Source organism: Kitasatospora sp. NPDC004669 (genome assembly GCF_040609455.1).
In the GTDB taxonomy this organism is placed as follows: Bacteria; Actinomycetota; Actinomycetes; order Streptomycetales; family Streptomycetaceae; genus Kitasatospora.
The window spans coordinates 150,311-176,435 of sequence record NZ_JBEXKB010000009.1 but is presented as its reverse complement, the minus strand read 5'-3'; the positions used below and the strand labels follow the sequence as shown (position 1 = coordinate 176,435).

Below are 26,125 nucleotides of genomic sequence, written 5' to 3'. Positions count from 1 at the left end.
ATGCACTCGTGGCTCGCACCCGCCCGGCTCGCCGTCGCGGTCTTCCTCGCCGTCGCGCTCTGCTTCTCCGGCTACCACGCGGCGACCGACGCGACGGGGATCGTGAACTACTTCAGCTACTTCACGAACCTCGGCAACCTCGCCGGGATGGCCGTCCTGGGCTACGGCGGCTGGGCCGGGCTGACCGGGCGCCGGCCCGTGCCGGACGCGGTGCGCGGGGCGGTGGTGCTCTACCTGGCCGTCACCGGTCTGGCCTACGGTACGACGCTGGCGAACTACCCGGACCTGCTGGTGATCCCGTGGGTGGCGGACGTGGTCCACCGCGTGATGCCGCTGGTCGTGCTCGCCGACTGGCTGATCGACCCGCCCGCCCAGCGCATCCGCCCGGCGGTGGTGTTCAGCTGGATGGCGTTCCCGCTGGTCTACCTGGCGTACGTACTGATCCGCGGCCATGCCGTCGACTGGTACCCCTACCCGTTCCTCGACCCCGCCCGGCACGGCGGGTACCGCCGGATCGCGGGGGCGTGCTTCCTGATGACGATGGCCTTCCTGCTGGTCGGCGCCGCCGTCGCCGCGGTGGGCAACACCCTCACCGCACGCCGCGACGCCCGGCAGGGCGCGGAGCCGAACGGACGGCACGCCCAGGCCGGAACCGGCTGACGTCGCCCGGTTGGTCGAGGAGGTCGAAGGCCGGGCCCGGGCCACCGGCGGCAGCACGCCGCGCCTCGCCGTACTCCCCGGCGACGAACCCGCCCTCGCGCTCCACCGCCGCCACGGCTTCGCCCCGCTCGCGGAGCCCGGTGAACTGCTCGCCGACGGCCTCACCCGCGAACCGCTGAGGGCGAAGCCGCTGGACCGACCGGTCCGAGAACGCGCGACGGGGCCTGTGCCGCACGGGGGAGGGCACAGGCCCCGTCGGTGGTTCACGCGCCGATGGGTCACATGTGGGTGCCGCCGTCGATGCGCAGCTCGGTGCCGGTGACGAAGGCGCCGTCGTCGGAGGCCAGCATGGCGATCACGCCGGCCACCGTCTCCGGGCCCGCGAAGCCCCGGCCGATGGCGGGGGAGAGCTTGGCGAGCAGGCTGAAGTCGGCGTCGGCGGGCAGGCCGGGGTTGTTGGTCATGTCGCTGTCGATGCTGCCCGGCGCGACGCAGACCGCGCGCAGGCCCTGCTTCGAGTACTCCGAGGCGATCGCGTGGGTGAAGGACTGGATGCCGCCCTTGGTCGCGGCGTACGCGGCCATGTAGGGGTGGGCGAAGCCCGTGGAGGTGGAGCTGAAGTTGACCACCACGCCCTTGCCGGTCGCGAGGAGGGCGGGGAGCGCCTCGCGGGTCATCAGGAAGGTGCCGGTCAGGTTCACCGCGAGGAGCTTGTTCCAGAACTCCAGGGTGGTCTCGTGGGTGTGCGAGGAGCGGAGGATGCCGGCCGCGTTGACCAGGACGTCCAGGCCGCCGAGGCCCGCGATCGCCTCGGCCGCGCCGGCCACCACGGCGGCCTCGTCCGAGATGTCCAGGACCTGGACGGTCAGACGGTCCGCGGTGCCGTCGGCGCTCGCGCGGTCCAGGGTCTTCTTCAGGCCGTCCTCGTTGACGTCGACGGCGACGACCTTCCCGCCCTCGGCGAGGATCCGGTGCACGGTCGCCTGGCCGATGCCAGAGCCGCCGCCGGTGATCAGGACGTTCCGTCCGCTGAAGCGCTCCATGGTGGTACTCCGTTCATTCGTGGTCTCTCGACCTCAAGAGACACGGTACGCCCATGTGGCACGACGTGCCAATAAGTCTTGATGTGACTTCGCGACGCGATGTGCCATCGGGGTGATCGGCTGCGTACGCTGACCCTTGTGACCGGACGCCCGACCCTGACCCAGCGCCGCCGTGACGCCACCCGGCTGGAGATCGCCCGCACCGCCGCCACGCTCTTCGCCGAGCAGGGGGCCGAGGCCACCACCGCCGAGGAGATCGCCCTCGCCGCGGGCATCTCGCTGCGCACCTTCTACCGCTACTTCTCCGTCAAGGAGGACGCCGTCGCGCCGCTGCTGGCGGCGGGCGGGCAGCGCTGGGTGGACCTGCTCGCGGAGAGCGCGGCGGACCTGCCGCTGCGCGAGGCGCTGGAGCGCTCGGCGGTCGCGTCGCTGACCCCGGCGGACGACGCGGCGGTCGAGGCGATGCACTGGACCCGCAGTCTGCTGCGCGACCCGAAGCTGGACGGCACCTGGCAGCGGGTCCACGCGGGCTCGGAGGAGCGGTTGCGGGGGGTCCTCGTCGACCGCTGCCCGGCCGGGACCGACCCGCTGGAGATCCGGCTGGCCGCCGCCGCGGCGACGGCGGCGATCCGGGTGGCCCTGGAGCAGTGGGCCTCCTCGGACGCCCCCGCCACCGGCCCGGGCTCCCCGCAGGACCTCGGCGCCCGCTGCATGCGCGAGCTCACGGCGGGGCTGGGGCTCTGGGAGCGGGCCGGCGGGGAGTAGGGGTGGGCGGGCCAACCCTCGGCCGATCATCAGCTTTCTCCCAGCTCCCGCTAGGGTTGGTGATCGCGTGCCCCGGCGGGGGAACCGGGGTGACCTCCTCGGATGTCCTGAGCGGAGGGGGCGGGGAGTTCGAGGCGTGGGAGCAAGTAGGACATGGGTCTGACGAGCCACAAGGTGTTGGCGCTGGCCGTATTGATCGCCGTCGTGATGATGGCCGGCACGGTCTGGCTGTGGCCCAGACTCGCCAAGAAGACCTGGCAGGCGGTGTTCGGCCGGATCGGCACGCTGCTCGCCACCCAGCTCGCAGTGCTCGCCGCACTCGGCCTGGTGGCGAACAACTACTTTGCCTTCTACAGCAGTTGGGACGACCTGCTGGGCACCGGCAGCACCGGCCCGGTGGTGATCCACAACAAGGCGGACGCCTCCGGCCGCCTCATGGTCGAGACCATCGGCCACGCCTCGGTCCAGGGCGGGGGAGCGTTGGGCCGCGAGCCCGGCCAGTCCGGCGAGATCCGCAAGGTCCGGATCGACGGCAAGGTCAGCCGGCTGTCCACCGAGGGCTACGTCTACCTGCCGCCCCAGTACTTCCAGCCCGCGTACGCGCAGAAGCAGTTCCCGGCCGTGATCGTCAGCACCGGCTTCCCCGGGATCGCCGAGAACCTGATCACCCGCTTCAACTACCCGGGCGCCGCGCTCAAGTTGCTGCAGGACGGCAGGATGCAGCCGACCGTCATGGTCCTGATGCGCCCCTCGCCCGCCCTGCCGCAGGACACCGAGTGCGAGGACATCCCGGGCGGCGCCCAGTCCGACACCTACTTCACCAAGGACGTCCCCTCGGCGATCCAGGCCAGCTTCCGGGTCTCCACCGACCCGCAGGCCTGGGCCTTCATGGGCAACTCCACCGGCGGCTACTGCGCGCTCAAGCTGGCCATGCGCCACCCGGACGTCTTCCCGACCGCCGTCGCCCTGTCCGCGTACTACGACGCCGCCGACGACCCGACCACCGGCGACCTCTTCGGCGGCAGCAAGCAGCGCCGTGACGAGGCCAACCTGATGTGGCGCCTGAAGAACCTGCCCCAGCCGAAGATCTCCGTGCTGCTGGCCGGCACCAAGAAGGGCGACGGCAACTACAAGCAGGAAACCGAGGCCTTCGTCGACGCGGCGCAGAGCCCGATGAAGGTCTCCTACAGCATGCTGGAGAACGGCGGCCACAACTTCGAGACCTGGAGCGCGCTGCTGCCCTCCTCGCTGGAGTGGCTGTCCGACCACCTCAAGGTGCCGAACCAGACCGTGTGACGCCCGCGTCGGGCGGGGCAGCCCCGACGACCCGAAGAACCTGAACGTGAACTGAACCCCCGGAGCCACGGCTCCGGGGGTTCAGTTCACGTTCAGGAAGCGCCTCAGGCCACCCGCTCCAGCGTCCCGGTGTGCAGCTGTCCGACCCGGCCGCCCTCGCCCTCGAAGGTCCAGAAGGCCCGCACGGTCAGCTTGTTGAGGTCCATCACATGGCTGACGGTGATCCCGCTCTGCTCCGTCCAGCTGACGAAGTAGATCTCCGGCGCGACCTCGGCTACGTGCAGCAGCACGTCCTCCCACTGGCCAGCCGACTCGCCGAGGCCCTCCCAGCGCAACCGCCTGCCGTCGGCCGAGTAGCTGTTGCGGAAGGCCGCGCCGTTGTCGGCCCGGAAGAGGTAGGTACGGCCGGCGAAGGCGGGCAGGGACGCGGTCATGGTGGAGCGGGACCTCTTCTCTGGAGCGTGGGCGGACCGTACGGGACGGGCGGGAGGTGCAGGGGTCGTGCGGATCGGGCTCGGCGCACTTGTGCACCGCGGAAAATGCCAGGGTTCCAATTTATCCGACCGGGCGGACTCGGGCGGCCCGAGTGTCACGGTACGGGCCGCCACCGCGCCACCGGCCTCGCCCAGTACCCGGCAGGCACCGGTCGCCGGGTCTTCGCCATCGGCTTCGCCCACGAGCACGGCGCCACCGTGATCGGCCAGTGGGTCACCATCGGCACCTACTACGGCGCCGACTCGAAGTGCACGTAGCCCAGGAACCGGCCGCTCTCAGGAACCGGCAGCCGTCTCGACCACCCTGATGTCGAACGGCTGCCGGTTGCCGCTCGCCTTCCGGTCGTCCGCGCCGAGCACCTCGACCCGGCCGCCGCCGAGCTCGCCCTCCGGGAGATCCGGGTCCAGCCGGACCGGGATCAGGGCGGTCGCGCTGCGCAGCGGCGGCAGTCCGGGCCCGAAGACGCAGCTCACCCGGCGGCCGTGGTGGAGCACCTGGCAGCCGGCGGGGAGGTACGGGCCCTCGGGGGTGACGCCCTCGGGCAGGGCGACCACGACGGTGAACGGTGAGGCGGTGGTGTGCGGGCCGCGGTTGGCGACCAAGGCGTGGATCGTGGTGGTGCCGCCGGGCGGGGCGGCGTCCGGGGCGAGCCGGACCACCTCCAGGTCGGAGCCGGAGGGTACGGCGGCCACGGTGAGGTCCGCGCCCGGCCGGAGATCGGGCTGCCGCAGCGCCCAGGACGGCACCCCGGCCAGCACCGCCGTCGCACAGCCCGCCGCCACGGCGGCGACCAGTCCGGCGCGGAACCGGCCGACACCGGACCTCCCGGCACCCGACCTCCCGAGGCCGGACCTCCCGAGACCGAACCGCTCGCTCCGTGCGTCCAGGTGTGCCATCCCCGTTCACCCTGCCCTCACGCTCCGGCCGCCCGCGCCGTAACGGGCCGCGTCCGCACCAGGGTGGCGGAACCGCGGCCGCGGGCGCGGCGCAACCCGCCCGCCGTCCGTCGAACGAGGGACAGCGGGCACGCGAGGCAAGGCGGCCCACCTCCCACGCTCAGCACAATGGTTGACGTGACAGTGGTTGACGTGCCGTCATGGCGCGAGGACCTGCCCGAGCCGGGTCGCGATCCGGCGCATCACCGGTACCAGCGCGGAGGCGCCTGCCTGCTCCTCCAGTGCCCGGATGCGGGCCTCCGGGCCGGACACCGAGAGCGCGGTGGGCGTCGGCGCGCCCGGGACGGCCAGCGCGATGCAGCGGACGCCGATCTCCTGCTCCTGGTCGTCCACCACGTAGCCGCGCTCGCGCGCCTCGGCGAGCTGACCCATCAGCTCCTGCGGGTCGGTGACCGTGTACTCGGTGTGCGCGGGCAGTGGGTTGGGGCCCAGGACCACGCGCGCCTCGTCCTCCGGGAGCTGGGCGAGCAGCGCCTTGCCGACGCCGGTGCAGTGCGGCTGCACCCGCCGTCCGACCTCGGTGAACATCCGCATCGAGCGCCGCGACTGCACCTGCCCGACGTACACCACCTCGCCACCCTCCAGCACCGCCAGGTTGGCGGTCTCGCCGGTGGCCTCCATCAGCTCGGCCAGGTACGGGCGGGCCCAGCTGCCGAGCAGGCGGCCAGCGGTCTCGCCGAGGCGGATCAGCCTGGGGCCGAGGGTGTAGCGGCGCGCGGTGTCCTGGCGGACATAGCCCTGCTGGACGAGGGTACGAACCAGTCGGTGGATGGTCGGCATCGGGAGGCCGGAACTGGTGGAGAGCTCGCTGAGCGTGGCCACGCCGCCGGAGTCGGCCAGCGCCTCCAGGAGTTGGAAGGCGCGCTCGACGGACTGCACGCCGCCGCTCGCGCGGTCGGCGCCTGTCGTCGATGCTGTGTCGGGGGTCGCAACCACCGGCGTTCCCTTCGCTGTCGGGGAGGAGTGGAGTCCCGGCGACCTTCTCAACAAACCGTTGAAATTCTGTATCGCGGAAACTAGTCTCCACCTTACAGAATCGAACTCGCCGACAAGCGGGTTCCGATCGAGGAAGTTCCCAAGGGGGTTCCCACCGGAGCTCCCTTCGCCAGGCTCAACCGTCTTAGGAGTGTCCTGCTCATGGCTGCAGATCAGGGGCCCGTCGGCGCCTCCCCCGCCGCTCCGGTCGTCACTGTCGCCGGTCCGCGCGTCCACCGGGCGGAGGAGGTGCTCACTCCGGAGGCGGTCGCCTTCGTGGTCGGCCTCCATCGCGCGTTCGAGGGCCGCCGGCAGGAGCTCCTGGCCAGGCGGAGGACCCGCCGGGCCGAGATCGCCCGCACCGGCACGCTGGACTTCCTCCCGGAGACCGCCGACGTCCGGGCCGGCGACTGGACGGTCGCCGAGGCGCCGCGCGCCCTCCAGGACCGCCGGGTCGAGATCACCGGTCCCACCGACCGCAAGATGGTCATCAACGCGCTCAACTCCGGGGCGAGGATCTGGCTCGCGGACTTCGAGGACGCCACCTCCCCGACCTGGGAGAACGTGGTCGGCGGCCAGGTCAACCTGATCGACGCGTTCGAGGGTCGGATCGACTTCACCAGCGCGGCCGGCAAGGCCTACACCCTCAAGCCCGCCGCCGAACTCGCCACCGTCGTGGTCCGCCCGCGCGGCTGGCACCTGGACGAGAACCACCTGCTGGTCGACGGCGTCCCGGTGGCCGGCGCGTTCGTCGACTTCGGCCTGTACTTCTTCCACAACGCCGCCCGGCTGCTCGCCAAGGGCGCCGAGGACCCGAACTCCGGGCCGTACTTCTACCTGCCGAAGACCGAGAGCCACCTCGAAGCCCGGCTGTGGAACGACGTCTTCACCCACGCCCAGGCCGAACTCGGCATCCCGCACGGCACCGTCCGCGCCACCGTGCTGATCGAGACCATCACCGCGGCCTTCGAGATGGACGAGATCCTCTACGAGCTGCGCGACCACGCGGCCGGCCTCAACGCCGGGCGCTGGGACTACCTGTTCTCGATCGTCAAGAACTTCCGCGACGTCGGCGAGCACTACATCCTGCCGGACCGCAACAGCGTCACCATGGCCTCGCCGTTCATGGCCGCGTACACCCGGCTGCTGGTGCGGACCTGCCACAAGCGCGGCGCCCACGCGATCGGCGGCATGGCCGCGTTCATCCCCAGCCGCAAGGACCCGGAGGTCAACGCCGCCGCGTTGGAGAAGGTCAGGGCGGACAAGGACCGCGAGGCCGGCAACGGATTCGACGGCTCCTGGGTCGCCCACCCGGACCTGGTGCCGGTCGCCCGCGCCTCCTTCGACGCGGTACTCGGCGAGCGCCCCAACCAGAAGGACAACCCGGGCCCGTCCGAGCCGGTCACCGCGGCCGAACTGCTCGACATCGCGGGCGCCGGGGGCACCTGCACCCACGTCGGGCTGCACAACGCCGTCCAGGTCGGCATCCGCTACATCGAGGCGTGGCTGCGCGGCCTCGGCGCGGTCGGCATCTTCAACATGATGGAGGACGCCGCCACCGCCGAGATCTCCCGCTCGCAGATCTGGCAGTGGATCCACAACGGGGTCGTGCTGTCCGACACCGGCGAGAAGACCACCGCCGAGCTGGTCCGCGCCCTGGTCGCCGCGGAGCTGGCCGAACTCCGCGCCGAGCTGGGCGCCGAGGCCTACGCCGCCGGTCGCTGGCGCGAGGCGGCCCAGCTCTTCGAACAGGTCGCCCTGGCCGAGGAGTTCGCGGACTTCCTGACCCTCCCCGCGCTTCCCCTGCTGGGCTGAGCGCCAATCTGTCCGCCGCCGCCGCCGCTGCCGCCTGCCGGGCTGTAGCAGTTCCGCCACCCCTTTACTCCGTTCCGTACGGCGACGACATCCACCAGTCCTCTCGTCGCCGTGCGGAACGGCTTTTCCATGAGGAGTCCACGTATGGTCCGTGTCTTCTTCGACGGGCAGGCCATGGTCGGCGGCCCGTTCCATGCCAAGGTCGCCGACTCGCTGATCGGCCCGGCCCGTACCGCCCCTGGTTACCGCTTCTTCTCCATCGACGACGTCTGCCCCGGGCTCCTGTGCGACGCCACCGTGGACGCCGCGATCGAGGGCGAGCTGTACGAGATCACCCTGGAGCACCTGAGGGACGTCATCCTGCCCGGCGAGCCGCGGGAGTTGGAGCTCGGCGTGATCAAGCTGGAGGACGGCTCCGCGTGCCTGTCCATGCTGCTCGCACGTGGCGAGGTCGAGCGCGGCGTGCACCGCGAGATCACCCACCACGGCGGCTGGCGCGCCTACCTGGCCACGCTCGGCCGCACCGCCTGAACGCACAACAGCGAACAGGTGGCGGATGACAGCTTTCGTCATCTGTTCGCTGTCATCTGTCATCTGTCATCTGTTATCTGTTCGCTGAACTCTGTCCGCCGTCAGCCGCCCGCCCCCGAAAACGCCGTAGCCCCGAACCCTCGCCGTGGGTTCGGGGCTACGATCCGCACACCCGGCCGGGCGTACGGAGTCCGGGTCACGCACCGTCCCTGGGCGCCCCGGAGCCACTGGAGCGTCAGACCGGCCGGGAGGCCAGCTCCTTGGCCGCTCGGGCGCAGGCGCGGGCGATCCGGTCCTCGTTGACGGTGGTCAGCTCGCCCTTCTCGACCACGGCGTTGCCGTTGACGAACAGCACCGCCAGCGGCGGCAGCGCGCCGAAGGTGAGGGCCGCGACCGGGTCGGCGATCGAGGAGTGCATGACCCCGTCGATCTTCCACAGCGCCAGGTCGGCGAGCTTGCCGACCTCGATCGAGCCGATCTCGGCCTGCCGCCCGAGCACCCGGGCGCCGCCCATGGTGCCCAGCCGCAGCGCCTGGCGCCCGGTGAGGGCGGTCGGGTAGCCGTGCAGCCGGTTGATCAGCAGCGCGTTGCGCAGCTCCGTCCCCAGCTCGCCGGACTCGTTGGAGGCGGTGCCGTCCACGCCGAGCCCGACCGGCACGCCGGCCTTGAGCATGTCGGGCACCCGGGCGATTCCGGCGGCCAGCCGGGCGTTGGAGGACGGGCAGTGTGCGACGCCGGTGCCGGTCTCGGCGAACTTGGCGATGTCGGAGTCGTTCATGTGGACGCAGTGCGCCATCCAGACGTCCTCGCCGAGCCAGCCCACCGACTCGAAGTAGTCGGTCGGCCCCATGCCGAACAGCTCCTTGCAGAACTGCTCCTCCTCGGCCGTCTCCGAGCCGTGGGTGTGCAGCCGTACGCCCTTGCGGCGGGCGAGTTCGGCGGACTGGCGCAGCAGGTCGGTGGAGACCGAGAACGGCGAGCAGGGCGCCAGCGCGACGTGCAGCATCGAGCCGAAGGAGGAGTCGTGGTACCGGTCCACGGCGGCTTCGGAGGCGGCCAGGATGTCGTCGAGCTCCTCGACCGCGTGGTCCGGCGGCAGCCCGCCGTCCTTCTTGCCGCGGTCCATCGAGCCGCGCAGCGCGGTGAAGCGCAGGCCGAGCTCCTGGACGGCTTCGATGGAGGCGCCGAGGACGTCGCCGCCGTCCTCGGGGAAGACGTAGTGGTGGTCCGAGGCGGTGGTGCAGCCGGACTTGAGCAGGGCGGCGGCCGAGCCCTGGCTGGCGGCGTGCACGAGCTTCTCGTCGATCCGCGCCCAGGTCGGGTAGAGGGCGACCAGCCAGTCGAACAGGATGTCGTCCTGGGCGAGGCCGCGGGTGATCCACTGGTAGAAGTGGTGGTGGGTGTTGACCAAGCCCGGGGTGAGCAGGTGGCCCTCGCCGTTGATCCGGCGCACCACGTTGTCCAGCCACGCCGGGGCGGGGCCGTCGCCGACGGATTCGATCTTGTTGCCGAGGATGACCACGTGGCCTCGGGCGTACTCGGTGTCGGCGGCGTCGACGGTGGCGATCGCGACGTTCTCGATCACGATCCGCTGGTCGGCGGGCGGGGGCTGGACTGCCATGGTGTCACTCCTATGGGGGAGGGCCGGGAGGGGCGCGCACCGGCTGGTGCGCGCCGCTGCCCGGACCGGTCAGGACGGTGTCGCCGTCGGCACCGTCGCGTCGGAGGTCTGGCCGGATTCGGTCCGGCGGGCGGCTCCGACGTGGTGGAAGAGCAGGTTGAGCAGGACGGCCATCACGCAGCCGGCCGAGATCCCCGAGTGCATCAGGGTCCGGACGGCCTCAGGGAAGGAGTCGTAGAAGGTCGGCACGGCGATCGGGATGATCCCGACCCCGAGCGAGACCGACACCAGGATGGTGTTGGAGCCGGACTCCATACCGGCCTCCGCGAGGGTGCGGATCCCGCTCGCCGCGACCGTGCCGAAGAGCACGATCCCGGCGCCGCCGAGTACGGGCTGCGGCACCAGGGAGACGACCGAACCGAGCACGGGGAAGAGCCCCAGCAGGATCAGGATGCCGCCACCGGCCGCGACCACGAAGCGGCTGCGGATCCTCGTCAGCGCCACCAGCCCGATGTTCTGGGCGAAGGCGCTGGCGGCGAAGCCGTTGAAGACGGGACTGAGCGCGGTGGCCAGTCCGTCGGCCCGTAGACCGGCGGCGAGCGTGGGTTCGTCGGCCTCGCGCTCCACGATCTTGCCGAGCGCGAGCATGTCGGCGGTGGACTCGGTCATCGAGACCAGCATGACGATGCAGAGCGAGACGATCGCGGCAGCGTCGAACATCGGCGTGCCGAAGTGGAACGGGGACGGGAGGGCGAAGACCTTCGCCTCCCTGACCGCGCCGAAGTCGGCCAGCCCCAGCGGGAAGGCGATCAGGGTGCCGAACGCCAGACCGACGAGCAGGGACAGCTGCTGCCAGAAGCCGCGCAGCAGCCGGTTGCAGAGCACCACCGCGGCGAGGGTGATCGCGGCGAGGCCGATGGCCCGCATGGAGCCGAACCCGGGGGCGCTCGGCGAACCGCCGCGCGCCCAGTTCACCGCCACCGGGAGCAGGGACACCCCGATGAGGGTGATCACGGTGCCCTGGACGACCGGGGGGAAGAACCGGATGAGCTTGCAGAAGTACGGCGCCGCGAGGAAGCACAGGCCCCCCGCGACGATCACCGCTCCGAAGATCACCGGGAGGGCGGTCTTCGGGCCGTGTTCGTTCGCTATCGCGATCATGGGCGCGACGCCCGCGAACGAGACGCCGTTCACGAACGGCAGCCGCGCGCCGATCCTCCAGACGCCGAGGGTCTGGAGCAGGGTGGCCAGTCCGGCGGTGAACAGGCTGGCCGAGATGAGCAGGGCGAGGTCGGCGGCGGAGAGCCCGACGCCGGCGCCGACGATGAGCGGGGGTGCGACGACCCCCGCGTACATCGCGGCGACGTGCTGGAGCCCGGTGGAGAACAGCTTCATCGGGGGTAGCACCTCGTCCACGGGGTGGGTACCGGACCCGGACGGCTTGCCGGGGAGGCGGTGTGACGTGCCGTCCGGGCCGGGGGTTCTTGCCGGGGTGGAACCGCCGTCTGAACTGCTGGTGTTGCTGGGTGCCATGTCGAGCCCCTCTTGTGCCCGTGGCTCCCGGCGCGCCCGTGGCGCTGGAGACCCCCCGAGGGCGGGACGGCGGAGTAAGGATCCCTCGGGGCGCTTCTCCAGTGCCCCGGGCCGGCCGCCGCGAGGCGGGCACGAACTCCGGTTGGTGGGGGTGGAGAAACAGGTGGTGCGGATGGTGCGGGTGGTGCGGTCCGCCCGGACCCGACCGGCCGGCGCGGGCCGGAGGGTGCGGCGACTCCGGGCGGAGTCCATGCGGTCGGGGCGGGGGAGGTCAGGCGACCGGGATGACCGGGACGACGCCCTCGCGGTGCACGGTGCCCTCGATCAGGCCGTACATGCGGTCCGCGGCGTAGTAGACCTCGTTCTCGTTCTTGAGGCCGAAGGGCGCGAGGTCGACGAGGAAGTGGTGCTTGTTGGGCAGTTCGAGGCGTACCTCGTCCACCTCGGCGCGGTTGTTGAGGACCCGGGTTCCCATCGCGTGCAGGGTCTGCTGCAGCGAGTAGGAGTAGGTCTCGGCGAACGCCTCCAGCATGTGCCGCTTCACGTGGGTGTAGGAGCGGTTCCAGTTGGGCTGGGCCTCGCCGTCCCGGCCGCTGTAGCCGTACTTCCAGCGGGCGGTGACCTGGGTGGCGAGGATGCGGTCGTACGCCTCCTGCAGGGTGGTGTACTTGTCCTTGATGTAGCCCCAGAACTCCGAGTTGGTGGAGTTCATGACGATGAGGTCCTTGAGGCCGGAGATGACCTGGACCTTCTCACCGTCGTAGACGACCTCGGTGGTGCGGGTCTCCTGGCCGTTGCGGACGAAGGAGTGGCCGATCTCCTCCGAGCCGATGAAGCGGGCCGAGCTGTCCGGCGTCTTGATCCGGTCCCAGGCGTACTCCTCGATCCGGATCCGGGCGCTGTGCACGACTCCGCGCTCGGTGTCCTCGACGAAGTGTCGGGCCAGGATGATGCCGAAGGCCTCGGCCGACTCGATCCCGTACTCCTTGGCGAAGGCGTAGACGGTGTTCTTGGTGGTGTCGGTGGGAAGGCAGTTGGCGTTCGACCCGGTGAGGTGGACGTCCTCGAACTCGCCTTGGAGGGAGACCGAGACGTTCAGGTCCTTGATCTCGTGGCGGGTGGAGTCACGGTAGACCCGGACGATGCGGTTCTCCGCCTTGCCGTACTGGTTCTGACCGAGCACGTGGGCCATGACAGGCTCCTAAGCTTCCAGGTCGGTCTACTGGCTTCCGCGGTAGACCGAGTATCCGAACGGGTTCAGCAGCAGCGGCACGTGGTAGTGCTGCTGCGCGGGCGCGACCGTGAAGACGATCGAGACCTCGGGGAAGAACGGCGGCTCCGTGGACTTGCGCGCGTAGTGGGCGCCGGTGTCGAAGAGCAGCCGGACGACCGAGCCCGCCTCCACGGCCGGCAGGTCCTTGACCCGGCCGTCGGAGTCCGTGGCGGAGGTGCCGAGCACCTGCCAGCCACCCTCGGTGTGCAGTGCGAGCTCGACCGGGACGCCCTCGGCCGGGCGGCCGAGGCTGGTGTCGAGCACGTGGGTGGAGATGCCAGTCATGGGTGAGGTGACCTTACTGATGGCAGAGGTGATGATGCGCCAGATATTGACGGGATGCGACATTCGGGCGGTGCGCGCGGCCCCGTGGAGCATTCTTGACGATATGTCAGATTGCGTCGAGGAGGCGGCTGAGCCGGATGTCGTTGATCTTGCGCAGCTCGCCCCGGACGATCTCCGCCTCGGTGGCGGGGTCGTTGGGGTAGCGCTCGCGCAGGGCGGCGAGCATGGCGACCGCGGTGCGGCCGGTCGCGCAGATCAGGAACACATGGCCGAACTTGGCCTCGTAGGCGGCGTTGGCCCGGTGCAGTTCGTCGAGGACGGCTTGGTCCACGCCCTGGATGCCGGCCTGCTCGCGCTCGGAGGTGGCGTCGCCCGCCTTGGGTCGGCCGATCCGGGCGTGGCCGGCCATCGCGTCGCGCAGGTCCGCGGCGGTCAGCACGGCCATCGCCGCCGCGTTGGCGGCGAGCAGGGCCTCCCGGCTCGACCAGGGCTTGGCCTGCGCGACGGCGGCGGCCCAACGGGGGCTGGAGCATACCTCCAGCAGGAGCTCTTCCAGCTCCGCGGCATCGGCCGCGGCCAGGGCGTCAAGGGCGTGGGGGTGGTTGGTCACGGGTGGACCTCCTGAAGAGTGGTGCCACCCGGAAAAGCTAGATCGACCCCACCCTGTCGTCAACAGTTTGTTGAACGGTTGGTGGTTACGTTTTGAACCGGCCCGCGATGCCGGGCCCTTTCGTGTGCGATTCGCCAAGTGTGCCCCGCCGTGGGTCGATCCAGACTGTCCACAGCGGCGGGGTCACTCGTTCGGCGGGCCGCTCTCCGGGCTCGCCCGGGAGGGGGCTCGGGCCTCAGGAGGACTTCGCGCCGTCCTGGCGGTTGAGGTAGTTGTACACGGTGAAGCGGCTGACGCCGAGCGCCGAGGCGACCGTCTCGACCCCGTGGCGGACGGTGAAGGCGCCGCGCTCCTCCAGGAGTGCGACGACCCGCTGCTTCTCCCCGCGGTCGAGCTCGGCCAACGGCCGGCCGTCGAACTGGCGGGCCATCTCGGCCAGTAGCCGGTCCAGTGCGCTGCTCAGGTGCGGCAGCCGGACGGCCAGAGCCGGGACGCCCTCCCACTCCAGGACGACGTCCTCGGCCTTCGCCTCGTCCAGCGGGACGGGCGTCGCGCCGACCGCGTCCAGCAGCGGCTTGACCGCCGCGGCGAGCGGGTGTTGCGCGTGCTCGGTCACGGCGTGCCGCCCTCCTCGCCCAGCACGCTGACCTGGACGGAGATCCGGGTCGCGCCGGCGTCCAGGGTCTCCCGGAGCAGCCTGGTCACCGCGGTGAGGACCTGGTCGGCCTCGCCCTCGGCGCCGGTCCCGAAGGGGCCGACCGACACATCCAGGCCGGCCTCGTCGACGACCTTGCGGGCCGCCGCGGCGTGCTCGGGGAACGTGTCCAGCTCGAACGGTTCTGTCGTGAACTCCACCATCAATCGCACGTGCTCACTGTATCGAGCGGGGGTGGCGGCGGGCAGGGGCCGGGGACCCGTCCGCAGGTCCCGGGCGGTCCGGAGGGGGCTCCGGGCGGCTTCAACAAAATGTTGCGACACCCTTGACACCCACTCGGCGGGCCGGAGATGCTTCCACCACACAGAATCCCTCTTCCGTATCGTGGAAGTTGCGGATGAAGGAGGAGAGTGAGAGGTGATGGACGTGACGGCGGCCGCCAAGCACGGCTTCACGGTCAACCTGTCGATCCTGTTCAGCGAACTCCCGCTGCTGGAGCGCCCCGCGGCGGCTGTCGCGGCCGGCTTCACGGCCGCCGAACTCTGGTGGCCCTTCGGTGCGGAGCACAACCCGTCCCGGGCCGAACTGGACGCGCTCCGCATGGCGTTCAGCGACGCGGGGGTCCGGCTCACCGGCCTCAACTACCTGGACGACCTGAGCCGGGGCGTCCGGGGCACCGCCTCGGTCCCGTCCGAGAAGGAGCGGTTCCGCGCCAACGTCCCGGTCGCGGCGGAGCTCGCCGCCTCGCTCGGTGCCACCGCGCTCAACGCGCTGTACGGCAACCGGGTCGAGGGCGTCGAGCCGGCCGAGCAGGACGCGCTGGCGCTGGAGAACCTGGCGCTCGCCGCCCGGGCCGCGCACGGGATCGGCGCGATCCTGCTGATCGAGGCCCTCAACAAGGCCGAGTCGCCGGACTACCCGCTGGTCTCCGCGGCCGCCGCGGTCGAGGTGGTCGACAAGGTCAACGCCGCCACCGGCCTGGGGAACGCCAAGTTCCTCTGCGACCTGTACCACCTGGCCAAGAACGGCGAGGACCTGGCGGCGGTCATCGACACCTACGCCGACCGGATCGGCCACGTGCAGATCGCCGACAATCCGGGCCGCAACGAGCCCGGCACCGGCGAGCTGGACTTCGAGGACCTGTTCGCCCGGCTCGATGCCGCCGGCTACCGCGGCCCGATCGGCCTGGAGTACCGCCCCTCCACCGGCGTCAGCGCCGACAGCTTCGGCTGGCTGCCGCGCGAGCTGCGCGCGGCCCGGTAGCGCGGCCCGATCGCGCGGCCCGGCAGTGCGGCGCACCCACCGCCCGCCCGGCAAGCCACCACCCACCCCGCACACGTAAGGAACTCGACGCGATGAGCGCCTCCCGCAAGATCGCCTTCGTCGGCCTCGGCATCATGGGCAAGCCCATGGCCGTCAACCTGGTCAAGGCCGGCCACCAGGTGACCGGCTTCGACCTCTCCCAGGCCTCGATCGACGCCGTCGTCGCGGCCGGCGGCCGGGGTGCCGCCAGCATCGCGGACGCGGTGAAGGACGCCGAGGTCGTCATCACCATGGTCCCGGCCGACCCGCACGTCGAGGCGGTCGTCCTCGGCGAGGGTGGTGTCCTGGAGAACGTCAAGGCCGGCACCCTGGTGATCGACATGTCCTCGATCACCCCGCAGACCTCCATCAAGGTCGGTAAGGCCGCCCGGGAGAAGGGCGTGCGCGCCCTGGACGCCCCGGTCTCCGGCGGCGAGGCCGGTGCGGTCGAGGCGGTCCTTTCGATCATGGTCGGCGGTGCGGCGGAGGACTTCGCCGAGGCCGAGCCGCTGTTCGACGCGCTGGGCACCACGGTCGTGCACGTCGGCCCGGCCGGCGCCGGCCAGACCGTCAAGGCCGCCAACCAGCTGATCGTCGCGGTCAACATCCAGGTGCTCGCCGAGGCCGTGGTGTTCCTGGAGAACGCCGGCGTCGACCTCGCCGCCGCGCTGGACGTGCTCGGCGGCGGCCTGGCCGGCTCGACCGTGCTCAACCGCAAGAAGGCGAACATGCTGGGCCGCGAGTTCGCCCCCGGCTTCCGGATCGACCTGCACCACAAGGACATGGGCATCGTCACCGACGCCGCCCGTGCCGTGGGCGCCGCGCTGCCGGTCGGCGCCGTGGTGGCCCAGCTGGTCGCCTCCGCCCGGGCCAACGGCGACGGCTCGCTGGACCACTCGGCGCTGCTGCGCGGCGTCGAGCGGCTCTCCGGCCGCGAGGTCGAGTAACACCCCCGGGGGCTCCTGAGCGGAGCCCCCGGCCCTGAGCTCCTCCTGGTGGCGTGTACCTGATCCGGTCGTGCCCGCGCCGCCAGGAGGCCGGACCCGACCGGCGTGCGGGCCGGGGCTCATCCGCCCGCCCGCCGGTCGATCCAGCCGGTGATGCGCGCACCCTCCCCGGGGGGTACTTCGGTCGTGCCCAGTGCGCATCGCCTGGCCCCCTCCCCGCCGAGGGGAGCCCCTCGTACGTCGGAAGCGGGACGAGGGGAACGGCGGGGAGGGGGTCGCACCGCCCGTGCGGGTCGCACCGCCCGTGCGGGCGTGCACCACCCGGGCGGGGGGTCGCATCCCCGAGGCCGCCGGACACATGCTTGTCGAACCACCGTCATGCCCCTACGGAAGTGAGGACCACGCCATGCCCCCCACCCCCCACCAGGGCCATGTGGTCGTAGCTCCGGACAAGTTCAAGGGCACCCTGGAGGGCGCCGAGGTCGCCGCCCGGATCGCCGCCGGCATCCGGCGCGCCGCGCCCGGTACCGAGGTGCGCGAACTGCCCGTCGCCGACGGCGGCGAGGGCACCCTGGCCGCCGCGCTCGCGGCCGGCTTCACCCGCGTCCCGGCCAAGGTGGCCGGCCCGACCGGCCTGCCGGTGGACGCCGCGCTGGCCGTCCGTGGCGACACCGCCGTGGTCGAGCTGGCCCAGGCCTCCGGCCTCGCCCGGCTCCCCGGCGGCCGGACCGCGCCGCTCGCGGCCGGCTCCTACGGGGTCGGCCAGCTGATCGGTCGGGCGCTCTCGCTGGGCGCCAAGCGGATCGTGCTGGGCCTCGGCGGCAGCGCCGGCACCGACGGCGGTGCCGGCATGGTGCAGGCGCTCGGGGTCGGCCTCCTGGACGCCGACGGCACCGAACTGCCCCCCGGCGGGGCCGCGTTGCGCAGGCTCGACCGGATCGAGCCCGGCCGGCTGGCCGAGCTGCTGACCGGTGTCGAGATCGTGGTCGCCTGCGACGTGGACAACCCGCTGCTCGGCCCGCGCGGCGCCGCCGCCGTCTACGGCCCGCAGAAGGGCGCCGACGGGGCCGACCTGGTGGTCCTGGAGGAGGGCCTGACCCGCTTCGCCGACCAGGTCGCCGCGGTCACCGGCCGCGACGTACGGCAGGCCCCCGGTGCCGGGGCCGCTGGCGGGGTGGGCTTCGCCGCGCTCGCCCTGCTCGGCGCCACCATGCGACCCGGTATCGAGCTGCTGCTCGAACTGCTGGGTTTCGACGAGGCCGTGCGTGGGGCACGCCTCGTCGTCACCGGCGAGGGCTGCCTGGACGCGCAGACGCTCCACGGCAAGGCCCCCGCCGGAGTCGCCGCGGCGGCTGCCCGGGCGGGGGTTCGGGTGGCCGCTGTGGCGGGCCGGTTGGAGCTCTCCGAGCCCGAGTGGCGCGCGGCCGGGTTCACCCTCGCGATCGCCCTCACCGATCTGGCCGAGCGGCCGGGGGACAGCCTGACCAAGGCCGGTGAGCTGGCCGAGGTCGCGGGGGAGCGGTTGGCCGAAGAGCTGCTGCCGGCCTGATCCCTCGTACGTTCCTCCATTGACGTTTTGTTGAAGGCGGGCCTAGGCTCCCGGCAATCCTTCGCCTCCACCCGTGTTCCACCATCCCCGACTCCCAGGTTTCGGAGGTCCCCCATGCCTGTCGGCCAGCCAGCGGTGATCCGCTCCCGTCGGGTGGTGCTGCCCGAGGGCGAGCGCCCCGCGGACGTGCTGATCCGGGACGGGAAGATCGAGCAGGTCGCCGCGCACGGCTCGCTCACGGTCGGCGACGCCGAGCTCGTCGACCTCGGCGACACCGCCCTGCTGCCCGGCCTGGTCGACACCCACGTGCACGTCAACGAGCCCGGCCGCACCGAGTGGGAGGGCTTCGCCACCGCCACCCGGGCGGCCGCGGCGGGCGGCGTCACCACGATCATCGACATGCCGCTCAACTCGATCCCGCCCACCACCACGGTGGCGGGGCTGGCCGCCAAACGGAAGACCGCCGAGGGCCAGGCCTGGGTCGACCTCGGCTTCTGGGGCGGCGCCGTCCCCGGCAACGTGCCGGACATCGAACCCCTTTACCGGGAGGGCGTGTTCGGCTTCAAGAGCTTCCTCGCCCCCTCCGGCGTGGACGAGTTCCCGCACGTCGAGGGCGCCGACCTGGAGGCCGCGCTGGCCGAGCAGGTCCGGATCGGGGCGCTGGCGATCATCCATGCCGAGGATCCGGCCGTGCTGGCCGCCGCGCCGCACCGACCCGGCGTCCACTACCGGGACTTCCTCGCCTCCCGCCCCGCCGACGCGGAGACCGCGGCCGTCGCCCACCTGCTGGCGGCGCTCGACAAGACCGGCTCCCGTCGGACCGGCGCCCGGGTGCACATCCTGCACGTCTCCTCGGCGGCCGTGCTGCCGCTGCTGCGCCGGGCCCGCGAGGACGGCGTCCAGGTGACCGCCGAGACCTGCCCGCACTACCTGACGCTGGCGGCCGAGCAGGTGCCGGACGGCGACACCGCCTTCAAGTGCTGCCCGCCGATCCGCGACGAGGCCAACCGGGACGCGCTCTGGGAGGCCCTGGCGAACGGCGAGTTCATCGCCGTCGTCTCCGACCACTCCCCGTCCACTCCCGACCTCAAGTCGCTGCCCGAATACGGCGGCAGCGGCGACTTCGCGGCCGCCTGGGGTGGCATCGCCTCGCTGCAGTTGGGCCTGCCGGCCGTCTGGACCGAGGCCCGTCGGCGCGGCCACACCCTGGCCGACGTGGTGCGCTGGATGTCCGCCGGACCGGCCGAGCTGGTCGGCCTCAGCGGTATCAAGGGCGCCATCGCGGCGGGCTGCGACGCCGACCTGGTCGCGTTCGACCCCGACGGCGAATTCGCCGTCCACGCGGGCGAGTTGCATCACCGAAACCCGGTCACCCCGTATGCGGGTCGGACCTTGACCGGCGCCGTCCGCACCACCTGGCTGCGCGGCCGCGCGGTGGACACCGGAGCCGAGCCGTTCGGACGCCAGCTCACCCGGCCCTCCAACCCCCTTTCCGACAGCACTTCCTGATCCAGCGCGGCCTGAACCGACACCGTCTTCTGAGGAGAGTCAGTGACCACTGCCGACACCCCGAGCGCTCCCTTCACCGAGCTGGTCGACCTGGCCTCCCGGCTGCTCGGCGCGGGCGTCGTCGCCACCAATGAGGACACCTTCGCGGACGCGGAGAACCTGCTGGTCGCCAAGCCCGCCGAGTTCCGCCCGCACACCTTCGGCCACAAGGGCCAGATCATGGACGGCTGGGAGTCCAAGCGCCGGCGCGGCGTCTCCGCCGACCAGCCGCACCCCACCGACCGGGACCACGACTGGGCGATCGTCCGGCTCGGCGTCGGCGGCGTGATCCGCGGCCTCATCGTCGACACCGCCCACTTCACCGGCAACTACCCGGAGAGCGCCTCGGTCGAGGCCGCCTCCGTCCCCGGGCACCCCTCGCCCGAGGAACTGCAGGACGCCGAGTGGACCGTCATCCTGGCGCGCACCCCGCTCCAGGGCGACACCGTCCACGAGTTCGCCGTCCAGGACGACACCCGCTACACCCACGTGCGGCTGAACATCTTCCCGGACGGCGGCGTCGCCCGGCTCCGGGTGCACGGCGAGGTGCTGCCGGACCCGCGCGAACTGGACGGCCTCACCTTCGACCTGGCCGCCCAGGAGTACGGCGGCGTGGCCGAGGCGGCCTCCGACCGCTACTTCTCCTCCCCGCACAACCTGAACGCTCCCGGTCGCGCCTCCGTCATGGGCGAGGGTTGGGAGACCCGGCGCCGGCGCGACAAGGCCAACGACTGGGTACAGATCGCCCTGGCCGGGGGCGGTGAGGTCCTGGCCGCCGAGGTGGACACCACCCACTTCGTCGCCAACGCCCCCGGCTGGGCCGACCTGATCGGCTTCGACGCCTCGACCGGACAGGACCCGGCCGGCGGCGAGTGGTTCGAGATCCTGCCCCGCACCCGTCTGCAGCCCGACACCCGGCACCGCTTCCGGCTCGACGTGGGCCGCTCGGTGACCCACGTGCGGATCAACGTGTACCCGGACGGCGGGCTCGCCCGCCTCCGGCTCACCGGCCGCCTCACCGAGGCCGGCCGCGCGGCCCTCGCGCTGCGCTGGTTCAACGCCGCCCCGGCCGCCGAGGCCGCGGCCGCGCTCACCGCCGCCGGCCTGGCCGGCGAGGAGGCCGCCGCGCTGACCGCCGCCCGTCCGCTGGCGGACCCGGCCGCGGCCACCGCCGCGGTGGCCGGCCTCCAGCCGTCCGACGGCCCCGACGGCGAGCACTCCGCCCGCCGCCGCTCGGCGCTCTGGCGCCTGCTCGGCATCTGAGCCGCGGCGCTCGCCCACCTCTCCACGCACCGCCTTTTCGACACCTGAAGGACCCTCCATGTCCAAGATCCTGACCACGGAGTCCGGCGCCCCGGTCGCCGACAACCAGAACTCGGCCTCGGCCGGCGAGTACGGCCCGCTGCTGATCCAGGACCAGCACCTGCTGGAGAAGCTGGCCCGGTTCAACCGCGAGCGCATCCCGGAGCGCGTCGTGCACGCCCGCGGCTCCGGCGCGTACGGCTACTTCGAGGTCACCGACGAGGTGTCGCGGTACACCCGGGCGGCGTTCCTGTCCGAGGTCGGCAAGCGCACCGAGGTCTTCCTGCGCTTCTCCACCGTGGCCGGCAACCTGGGCGCCAGCGACGCGGTGCGCGACCCGCGCGGCTTCGCGCTGAAGTTCTACACCGAGGACGGCAACTACGACCTCGTCGGCAACAACACCCCGGTGTTCTTCATCAAGGACCCGATCAAGTTCCCCGACTTCATCCACTCGCAGAAGCGCGACCCGTACACCGGCGTGCAGGAGGCGGACAACGTCTGGGACTTCTGGGCCCACTCGCCGGCCTCGACCCACCAGATCACCTGGCTGTTCGGCGACCGCGGCATCCCGGCCTCGTACCGCCACATGAACGGCTACGGCTCGCACACCTACCAGTGGGTCAACGCCGAGGGTGAGGCCTACTGGGTGAAGTACCACTTCAAGACCAACCAGGGCATCCGCTCCCTGGACGGCGGCCAGGCCGCCGAGGTGGTCGGCGCCGACGCCGACTCGCACCAGCGCGACCTGCACCAGGCCATCGAGCGCGGGGTGTTCCCGTCCTGGACCCTCTACGTCCAGCTGATGCCGGTCGCCGAGGCGGCGGACTACCGCTTCAACCCCTTCGACCTCACCAAGGTGTGGCCGCACGCCGACTACCCGCTGGTCAAGGTCGGCCGCCTGGTGCTCAACAAGAACCCGGAGAACGTCTTCGCCGAGGTCGAGCAGTCCGCGTTCTCGCCGAACAACTTCGTGCCCGGCATCGGCCCGTCCCCGGACAAGATGCTCCAGGGCCGGCTGTTCGCCTACGCGGACGCCCAGCGGTACCGCCTCGGCGTCAACCACACCCTGCTGCCGGTGAACGCCCCGCGCGCCACCGAGGCCGCCAACTACGGCCGGGACGGGTTCATGGCCGTCAACAGCGCCGGCCGCGGCAAGAACTACGAGCCCAACTCGTACGACGGCCCGACCCAGAGCGACAGCGCGCTCGCCGCGCCGGTCAAGGTGGACGGCCGCACCGGCGCCTACGCCACGCCGGCCCACACCAAGGACGACGACTTCTTCCAGGCCGGCGAGCTGTACCGGCTGATGTCGGAGGGCGAGAAGACCCGCCTGGTCGACAACATCGCGGGCTCCCTGGCGCAGGTGACGCGGGACGACGTGGTGGAGAAGAACCTGGCCCACCTCCACGCCGCCGACGAGGAGTACGGCGCCCGGGTCGAGGCCGCTGTCGCCAAGCTGCGCGACGGCGACGAGGGCTGACCCTGACTCAGGGGCCGGGGGTCGACTGATCGACCGCTCCTTCCGCACCCCCTCACCGGCCGCCGGGGCCCGCACCCAGGCGGCCGCATGACGGGCTCCTCCCCCCAGGGCAGTGGGGGGCCCGTTGGGCGTCGTGCGGCCGGAGTCGTCTCGAGGGGCCCCTTTTACCAGCCGACCGGCAGCTGCTCCACGGAATGTTCACGGATATTCACGGACGCCAGTTGCCGGGGCCGCCGGGTGGATAGGCTGGAGGCCGCCCGCGGTCGCTCCGTGGGGGGACATCGGAAGGGGACGACATGTCGACACCAGCCCCGGGTCGTCACGCCGCGCTGGACCAGGGTCTGACGGGCCCGTTCACCTCCCTGCAGTACGCCCTCAGACTGCTGGAGGCCGTCGACCGGCACCCCGACGGTGCCACCCTGGTCGCCCTCGCGAGGGAGACCTCGCTCGGCCTGCCGACCGTCCGGCGGCTCGCCGAGCTCCTCGAGATCGAGGGCTACCTCCAGTGCCAGGACGGCGGTTGGGTGCTCGGCGGCACCTTCGCCCTGCTCGGACAGCACAACCGGGAGCAGCTCGTCAAGGCCCGACTGAATCGCAAACTCGCCGAACTCCGGGACGAGTTGGGCGCCGCGGTGTACTTCAGCCGGTACCACGACGGGGAGTTGTCGGTCGAGGCGGTCTCTGCTTCCGACTTCGCGCCGGCCGTCCAGGAGTGGGTGGACTTCCGCGCCACCGCGCACGCCAGCGCGATCGGCAAGTGCCTGCTCAGTCAGCTGGACGTGGACGGCCGGCGCGACCACCTCTCCCGGCACCCGGTAGCCCGGCTCACCTCCCGCACCGTCACCGACGCCGACCAGCTGATGCACCGGCTGGAGCGGCAGCCGGCCACCGTGCCGGTGCTGGACATCCAGGAGTACGCCCTCGGTACGGTGTGCGCCGCGGTGCCGATCACGGCGGGCAGCACGGTCGGCTGCCTGGCCACCTCGATGCCGGTGGACAACATCCACAAGCTGAAGGCCGCCGCGGAACTGCTGGCGGCCCGGGCGGCGCCGCTGATGCTGGCGATGGCGGTCTGAGCGGCGCCGCCGCGCGCTGCCCGGCCCTGCTCGACGGGCCCCGTCGGACGTGTCGCGTCCGGCGGGGCCCGCCTGTTTTCCGACGGAGTGTTTCCGGGTTTCCGACGGAGTGATTCCGAGGTCGCCTCCCGGCGCACATCACTTATTAGACTCGATGTCGATAAGAGTCGCCGAAACCCTTGTCGGCGCCGCTACCGGCGAGTACGTTTCCCTGAGCCGAGCCGCCGCTCCCAGGTCAGGAGGGCCTGCCATGCCCCGATCCACCCCCGTCCCCGCCCTCGCCGCCCCCGCCGCGCGCGTGCACGACAGCCTCGTCCTGGAGCCCCGGGACGTCCGCTTCGACTGGGCGCAGCTGCCGCTGCACTGGATCCCGGACGAGCCGATGGCCACCCACGTCATCAACGTGCTGCACCTACTGCTGCCCGAGGGCGAGCGCTGGTTCGTCAAGGTGTTCAAGGAGGCGCTGCCGCTCATCCGGGACGAGCAGCTGCGCGAGGAGGTGCTCGGGTTCATCGGGCAGGAGGCCATCCACGCCGAGGCGCACCAGGAGGTGCTCGACCACCTCCTCGACCAGGGGCTCGACCCGCGCCCGTACGTGCGGCAGATCGCCTGGCTGTTCCAGCGCATCCTGGGCGGCAAGCCGGGCCTGACACCGGCCCGGCGGCGGGAGAACATCATCGAGCGGGTCGCCTTCATCGCGGCGATCGAGCACTTCACCGCCTTCCTCGGCGACTGGGCGCTCAACTCGCCGGGCCTGGACCGGGCCAAGGCCGATCCGACGATGCTCGACCTGCTGCGCTGGCACGGCGCCGAAGAGGTCGAGCACCGCAGCGTCGCCTACGACCTGATGGTCCACCTGGACCCGGGCTACCTGCGCCGGGTGCGCGGGATGGCGGTGTCCGGGCCGCTGCTGGTCCACCTCTGGGTGCGCGGGGCCCGCTTCCTGCTGGCCGCCGACCCGACGCTGGAGGGGCGGCTCAAGCCCACCTGGCGGGAGGCGGGGCGGATCGCCAAGCGCGGACTGCTGCCGGACCCGCTCCGGTCGGTCCGCTCCGGGCTGCGCTACCTGCGGCCGGGATACCACCCGACCCAGGAGGGGTCCTCCAGCCAGGCGCTGGGCTACCTCGCCACCTCCCCGGCCGCCCGCGCCGCCGCCGCGAACAACTGACAACTGACAACTGACGGATTTCAGCAAACAGAGGACGTCATCTGTTCGCTGAAATCTGAAGTCTGAAATCTGAAACCCGTCAGCTGTCGCCCGCCCCTCTCCCACGCCAAGGACCCGCCCGGATGGACCTGCTCACCCCGCCCCCAGACCTCTACGGCCGCCCCCGCGTCGACGCCTTCATCCGCTTCCTCACCGCCTTCGGCGACCGCTACTCCCCGGCCCTGGGCAGTCCCCTGCTGCGCCGCAACCCCCGCCGCCCGCTCAGTCGCCCCACCCCGCAGCTGCAGCTGGTCGTCACCGCCCGCCGGGAACTCGCCGCCGACATCATCGAGTTGAGCCTCGCCGACCCCTCCGGCGGCCGGCTGCCGCCCTGGCAGCCCGGCGCCCACCTGCGCCTCGCCCTGCCCTCCGGCCGCGAGCGCCACTACTCGCTCAGCGGCGACCCGGCCGAGCGGCGCGGCTACCGGATCGCCGTCCGCAAGCTGCCCGGGGGCGGCGGCGGTTCCGTCGAGATCCACGACACCCTGCACCCCGGCGCCCGCCTCGCCGCCCGCCGCCCGCGCAACGGCTTCGCCTTCTGCGCCGAGCCCGCCGTCCTGCTGCTGGCCGGCGGCATCGGCATCACCCCGCTGCTGCCGATGGTCCACGAGGCCCAGCGGCACGGCCTGGACTGGCGCCTGGTCCACGTCGGCCGCAGCGTCGACACCCTCCCGTACGCGGAGGAGCTGCGCTCCCTCGACCCGCACCGCGTGGTGCTGCGCACCGACGACGAGCACGGCGGCGTCCCCACCGGCGCCGAACTGCTCGCCCACGCCCCGCGCGGCGCGGCCGTCTACTGCTGCGGCCCGGCCCCGATGCTCGCCGCCGTCCAACGGGCACTGGACGGGTCCCCGGCCTCCGCCCTGCACTTCGAGCGCTTCGGCGCGGCCCCGATCACCGACGGCGAGCGCTTCGCCGTCCGGCTCGGCACCGACGGCCCGACCCTGGACGTCCCTGCCGACCGCTCCGCCCTGGACGTGCTGCGCGAGGCCCGCCCGGACCTCCCGTACTCATGCCACCAGGGCTTCTGCGGTACCTGCGAGGTCCGTCTGCTGTCCGGTACGCCAGACCACCGGGACCGCCGCCTCACCCCCGAGCAGCGTGTGGCCGGCGCCCTGCTGCCCTGCGTCTCCCGGGCCGCCGAGGGCGAGACCCTCGTGCTCGACGTCTGACCGCCGCCCAGCCGCAGCGTCCCGAGAAG

Annotated in this window: 26 protein-coding genes; 15 read left to right on the top strand and 11 right to left on the bottom strand. The window is 72.1% G+C overall.

Features of this window, described 5'->3' with window-relative positions; translation table 11 throughout:
- The gene (locus ABZW30_RS10730; protein WP_355670689.1) at positions 1–660 is read left to right on the top strand and encodes a Pr6Pr family membrane protein; all 660 of its coding nucleotides are present in this window, start codon (positions 1–3) and stop codon (positions 658–660) included.
- 278 nt (positions 661–938) lie between these two features.
- Here the strand turns inward: ABZW30_RS10730 and ABZW30_RS10725 are convergent, their stop codons facing one another.
- Positions 939–1,703 (bottom strand): SDR family oxidoreductase, encoded by a 765-nt coding sequence (locus tag ABZW30_RS10725; protein ID WP_355670688.1) that lies wholly within the window; start codon positions 1,701–1,703, stop codon positions 939–941.
- A gap of 138 nt (positions 1,704–1,841) precedes the next feature.
- Between ABZW30_RS10725 and ABZW30_RS10720 the strand changes: the two genes are divergently transcribed.
- Together ABZW30_RS10720 and ABZW30_RS10715 are read left to right on the top strand one after the other, a co-directional pair.
- On the top strand, positions 1,842–2,468 hold the full coding sequence (locus ABZW30_RS10720; protein WP_355670687.1) for a TetR family transcriptional regulator: 627 nt from the start codon (positions 1,842–1,844) through the stop codon (positions 2,466–2,468).
- A 153-nt stretch (positions 2,469–2,621) separates the two neighbouring features.
- Positions 2,622–3,764, top strand: coding sequence for an alpha/beta hydrolase-fold protein (locus tag ABZW30_RS10715; RefSeq protein WP_355670686.1), 1,143 nt, complete (start codon positions 2,622–2,624; stop codon positions 3,762–3,764).
- Positions 3,765–3,868: 104 nt separating this feature from the next.
- On the opposite strand, the gene ABZW30_RS10710 is transcribed toward ABZW30_RS10715, so the two are convergent.
- On the bottom strand, positions 3,869–4,198 hold the full coding sequence (locus ABZW30_RS10710) for a MoaF N-terminal domain-containing protein (RefSeq protein ID WP_355670685.1): 330 nt from the start codon (positions 4,196–4,198) through the stop codon (positions 3,869–3,871).
- Between the two features lie 105 nt (positions 4,199–4,303).
- Between ABZW30_RS10710 and ABZW30_RS10705 the strand changes: the two genes are divergently transcribed.
- Complete coding sequence (locus tag ABZW30_RS10705; protein ID WP_355670684.1) at positions 4,304–4,516, top strand: hypothetical protein; 213 nt, start codon at positions 4,304–4,306, stop codon at positions 4,514–4,516.
- An 18-nt stretch (positions 4,517–4,534) separates the two neighbouring features.
- Here ABZW30_RS10705 and ABZW30_RS10700 read toward each other — a convergent pair whose 3' ends face one another.
- Positions 4,535–5,155: a hypothetical protein gene (locus ABZW30_RS10700; protein WP_355670683.1), complete on the bottom strand. Its 621-nt coding sequence runs from the start codon at positions 5,153–5,155 to the stop codon at positions 4,535–4,537.
- A 198-nt stretch (positions 5,156–5,353) separates the two neighbouring features.
- Complete coding sequence (locus ABZW30_RS10695) at positions 5,354–6,151, bottom strand: IclR family transcriptional regulator (protein WP_355670682.1); 798 nt, start codon at positions 6,149–6,151, stop codon at positions 5,354–5,356.
- Positions 6,152–6,352: 201 nt separating this feature from the next.
- On the opposite strand from ABZW30_RS10695, the gene aceB reads away from it, so the two are divergent.
- Together aceB and ABZW30_RS10685 are read left to right on the top strand one after the other, a co-directional pair.
- The gene (gene aceB / locus ABZW30_RS10690; protein ID WP_355670681.1) at positions 6,353–8,005 is read left to right on the top strand and encodes a malate synthase A; all 1,653 of its coding nucleotides are present in this window, start codon (positions 6,353–6,355) and stop codon (positions 8,003–8,005) included.
- 144 nt (positions 8,006–8,149) lie between these two features.
- Positions 8,150–8,536, top strand: coding sequence for a gamma-glutamylcyclotransferase (locus ABZW30_RS10685; protein WP_355670680.1), 387 nt, complete (start codon positions 8,150–8,152; stop codon positions 8,534–8,536).
- A gap of 235 nt (positions 8,537–8,771) precedes the next feature.
- Here ABZW30_RS10685 and ABZW30_RS10680 read toward each other — a convergent pair whose 3' ends face one another.
- From ABZW30_RS10680 to ABZW30_RS10650, 7 genes are all read right to left on the bottom strand, one after another.
- A complete protein-coding gene (locus ABZW30_RS10680) occupies positions 8,772–10,157 on the bottom strand; it encodes an 8-oxoguanine deaminase (protein WP_355670679.1) in 1,386 nt (461 codons plus the stop codon).
- A 69-nt stretch (positions 10,158–10,226) separates the two neighbouring features.
- On the bottom strand, positions 10,227–11,552 hold the full coding sequence (locus ABZW30_RS10675) for a nucleobase:cation symporter-2 family protein (protein ID WP_355670723.1): 1,326 nt from the start codon (positions 11,550–11,552) through the stop codon (positions 10,227–10,229).
- 409 nt (positions 11,553–11,961) lie between these two features.
- A complete protein-coding gene (pucL, locus tag ABZW30_RS10670; protein WP_355670678.1) occupies positions 11,962–12,882 on the bottom strand; it encodes a factor-independent urate hydroxylase in 921 nt (306 codons plus the stop codon).
- Positions 12,883–12,909: 27 nt separating this feature from the next.
- Positions 12,910–13,248: a hydroxyisourate hydrolase gene (gene uraH, locus ABZW30_RS10665; RefSeq protein WP_355670677.1), complete on the bottom strand. Its 339-nt coding sequence runs from the start codon at positions 13,246–13,248 to the stop codon at positions 12,910–12,912.
- A gap of 106 nt (positions 13,249–13,354) precedes the next feature.
- A complete protein-coding gene (gene uraD, locus ABZW30_RS10660) occupies positions 13,355–13,858 on the bottom strand; it encodes a 2-oxo-4-hydroxy-4-carboxy-5-ureidoimidazoline decarboxylase (RefSeq protein ID WP_355670676.1) in 504 nt (167 codons plus the stop codon).
- Positions 13,859–14,093: 235 nt separating this feature from the next.
- On the bottom strand, positions 14,094–14,474 hold the full coding sequence (locus tag ABZW30_RS10655) for a helix-turn-helix domain-containing protein (protein WP_355670675.1): 381 nt from the start codon (positions 14,472–14,474) through the stop codon (positions 14,094–14,096).
- Positions 14,471–14,725, bottom strand: coding sequence for a thiamine-binding protein (locus ABZW30_RS10650; RefSeq protein ID WP_355670674.1), 255 nt, complete (start codon positions 14,723–14,725; stop codon positions 14,471–14,473). Before ABZW30_RS10650 ends, ABZW30_RS10655 begins: the two co-directional genes overlap by 4 nt.
- Before the next feature lie 208 nt (positions 14,726–14,933).
- Here ABZW30_RS10650 and ABZW30_RS10645 point away from each other — a divergent pair, with 208 nt between their 5' ends.
- The 9 genes from ABZW30_RS10645 (at position 14,934) to ABZW30_RS10605 (ending at position 26,096) form a co-directional block, all read left to right on the top strand.
- Positions 14,934–15,776, top strand: coding sequence for a TIM barrel protein (locus ABZW30_RS10645; RefSeq protein ID WP_355670722.1), 843 nt, complete (start codon positions 14,934–14,936; stop codon positions 15,774–15,776).
- A 92-nt stretch (positions 15,777–15,868) separates the two neighbouring features.
- Entirely contained in the window at positions 15,869–16,762 is an 894-nt protein-coding gene (locus tag ABZW30_RS10640; protein WP_355670673.1) for a 2-hydroxy-3-oxopropionate reductase, read from the top strand.
- Between the two features lie 406 nt (positions 16,763–17,168).
- Positions 17,169–18,311 (top strand): glycerate kinase, encoded by a 1,143-nt coding sequence (locus ABZW30_RS10635; RefSeq protein WP_355670672.1) that lies wholly within the window; start codon positions 17,169–17,171, stop codon positions 18,309–18,311.
- Between the two features lie 114 nt (positions 18,312–18,425).
- Positions 18,426–19,820, top strand: a complete 1,395-nt coding sequence (gene allB / locus ABZW30_RS10630) for an allantoinase AllB (RefSeq protein ID WP_355670671.1) — start codon at positions 18,426–18,428, stop codon at positions 19,818–19,820.
- Between the two features lie 42 nt (positions 19,821–19,862).
- On the top strand, positions 19,863–21,122 hold the full coding sequence (alc, locus tag ABZW30_RS10625; RefSeq protein ID WP_355670670.1) for an allantoicase: 1,260 nt from the start codon (positions 19,863–19,865) through the stop codon (positions 21,120–21,122).
- A 58-nt stretch (positions 21,123–21,180) separates the two neighbouring features.
- The gene (locus tag ABZW30_RS10620; RefSeq protein ID WP_355670669.1) at positions 21,181–22,641 is read left to right on the top strand and encodes a catalase; all 1,461 of its coding nucleotides are present in this window, start codon (positions 21,181–21,183) and stop codon (positions 22,639–22,641) included.
- Positions 22,642–22,937: 296 nt separating this feature from the next.
- Positions 22,938–23,717: an IclR family transcriptional regulator C-terminal domain-containing protein gene (locus ABZW30_RS10615; RefSeq protein WP_355670668.1), complete on the top strand. Its 780-nt coding sequence runs from the start codon at positions 22,938–22,940 to the stop codon at positions 23,715–23,717.
- 250 nt (positions 23,718–23,967) lie between these two features.
- Positions 23,968–24,885 (top strand): metal-dependent hydrolase, encoded by a 918-nt coding sequence (locus tag ABZW30_RS10610; protein WP_355670667.1) that lies wholly within the window; start codon positions 23,968–23,970, stop codon positions 24,883–24,885.
- Between the two features lie 122 nt (positions 24,886–25,007).
- Entirely contained in the window at positions 25,008–26,096 is a 1,089-nt protein-coding gene (locus tag ABZW30_RS10605) for a PDR/VanB family oxidoreductase (protein ID WP_355670666.1), read from the top strand.
- Positions 26,097–26,125 lie beyond the last annotated feature (29 nt).

Excerpts from the sequence above, each read along its gene's own strand:
- ABZW30_RS10725 (WP_355670688.1), bottom strand. The coding sequence starts at position 1,703 with ATGGAGCGCTTCAGCGGACGGAACGTCCTGATCACCGGCGGCGGCTCT.
- ABZW30_RS10635 (WP_355670672.1), top strand. The coding sequence starts at position 17,169 with ATGCCCCCCACCCCCCACCAGGGCCATGTGGTCGTAGCTCCGGACAAG.
- ABZW30_RS10705 (WP_355670684.1), top strand. The coding sequence starts at position 4,304 with ATGCCAGGGTTCCAATTTATCCGACCGGGCGGACTCGGGCGGCCCGAG.
- ABZW30_RS10620 (WP_355670669.1), top strand. The coding sequence starts at position 21,181 with ATGTCCAAGATCCTGACCACGGAGTCCGGCGCCCCGGTCGCCGACAAC.
- ABZW30_RS10610 (WP_355670667.1), top strand. The coding sequence starts at position 23,968 with ATGCCCCGATCCACCCCCGTCCCCGCCCTCGCCGCCCCCGCCGCGCGC.
- ABZW30_RS10680 (WP_355670679.1), bottom strand. The coding sequence starts at position 10,157 with ATGGCAGTCCAGCCCCCGCCCGCCGACCAGCGGATCGTGATCGAGAAC.
- uraH (WP_355670677.1), bottom strand. The coding sequence starts at position 13,248 with ATGACTGGCATCTCCACCCACGTGCTCGACACCAGCCTCGGCCGCCCG.
- ABZW30_RS10715 (WP_355670686.1), top strand. The coding sequence starts at position 2,622 with ATGGGTCTGACGAGCCACAAGGTGTTGGCGCTGGCCGTATTGATCGCC.
- ABZW30_RS10675 (WP_355670723.1), bottom strand. The coding sequence starts at position 11,552 with ATGAAGCTGTTCTCCACCGGGCTCCAGCACGTCGCCGCGATGTACGCG.
- ABZW30_RS10685 (WP_355670680.1), top strand. The coding sequence starts at position 8,150 with ATGGTCCGTGTCTTCTTCGACGGGCAGGCCATGGTCGGCGGCCCGTTC.
- ABZW30_RS10700 (WP_355670683.1), bottom strand. The coding sequence starts at position 5,155 with ATGGCACACCTGGACGCACGGAGCGAGCGGTTCGGTCTCGGGAGGTCC.
- pucL (WP_355670678.1), bottom strand. The coding sequence starts at position 12,882 with ATGGCCCACGTGCTCGGTCAGAACCAGTACGGCAAGGCGGAGAACCGC.
- ABZW30_RS10615 (WP_355670668.1), top strand. The coding sequence starts at position 22,938 with ATGTCGACACCAGCCCCGGGTCGTCACGCCGCGCTGGACCAGGGTCTG.
- allB (WP_355670671.1), top strand. The coding sequence starts at position 18,426 with ATGCCTGTCGGCCAGCCAGCGGTGATCCGCTCCCGTCGGGTGGTGCTG.
- ABZW30_RS10730 (WP_355670689.1), top strand. The coding sequence starts at position 1 with ATGCACTCGTGGCTCGCACCCGCCCGGCTCGCCGTCGCGGTCTTCCTC.
- aceB (WP_355670681.1), top strand. The coding sequence starts at position 6,353 with ATGGCTGCAGATCAGGGGCCCGTCGGCGCCTCCCCCGCCGCTCCGGTC.
- ABZW30_RS10645 (WP_355670722.1), top strand. The coding sequence starts at position 14,934 with ATGGACGTGACGGCGGCCGCCAAGCACGGCTTCACGGTCAACCTGTCG.
- ABZW30_RS10640 (WP_355670673.1), top strand. The coding sequence starts at position 15,869 with ATGAGCGCCTCCCGCAAGATCGCCTTCGTCGGCCTCGGCATCATGGGC.
- ABZW30_RS10710 (WP_355670685.1), bottom strand. The coding sequence starts at position 4,198 with ATGACCGCGTCCCTGCCCGCCTTCGCCGGCCGTACCTACCTCTTCCGG.
- ABZW30_RS10605 (WP_355670666.1), top strand. The coding sequence starts at position 25,008 with ATGGACCTGCTCACCCCGCCCCCAGACCTCTACGGCCGCCCCCGCGTC.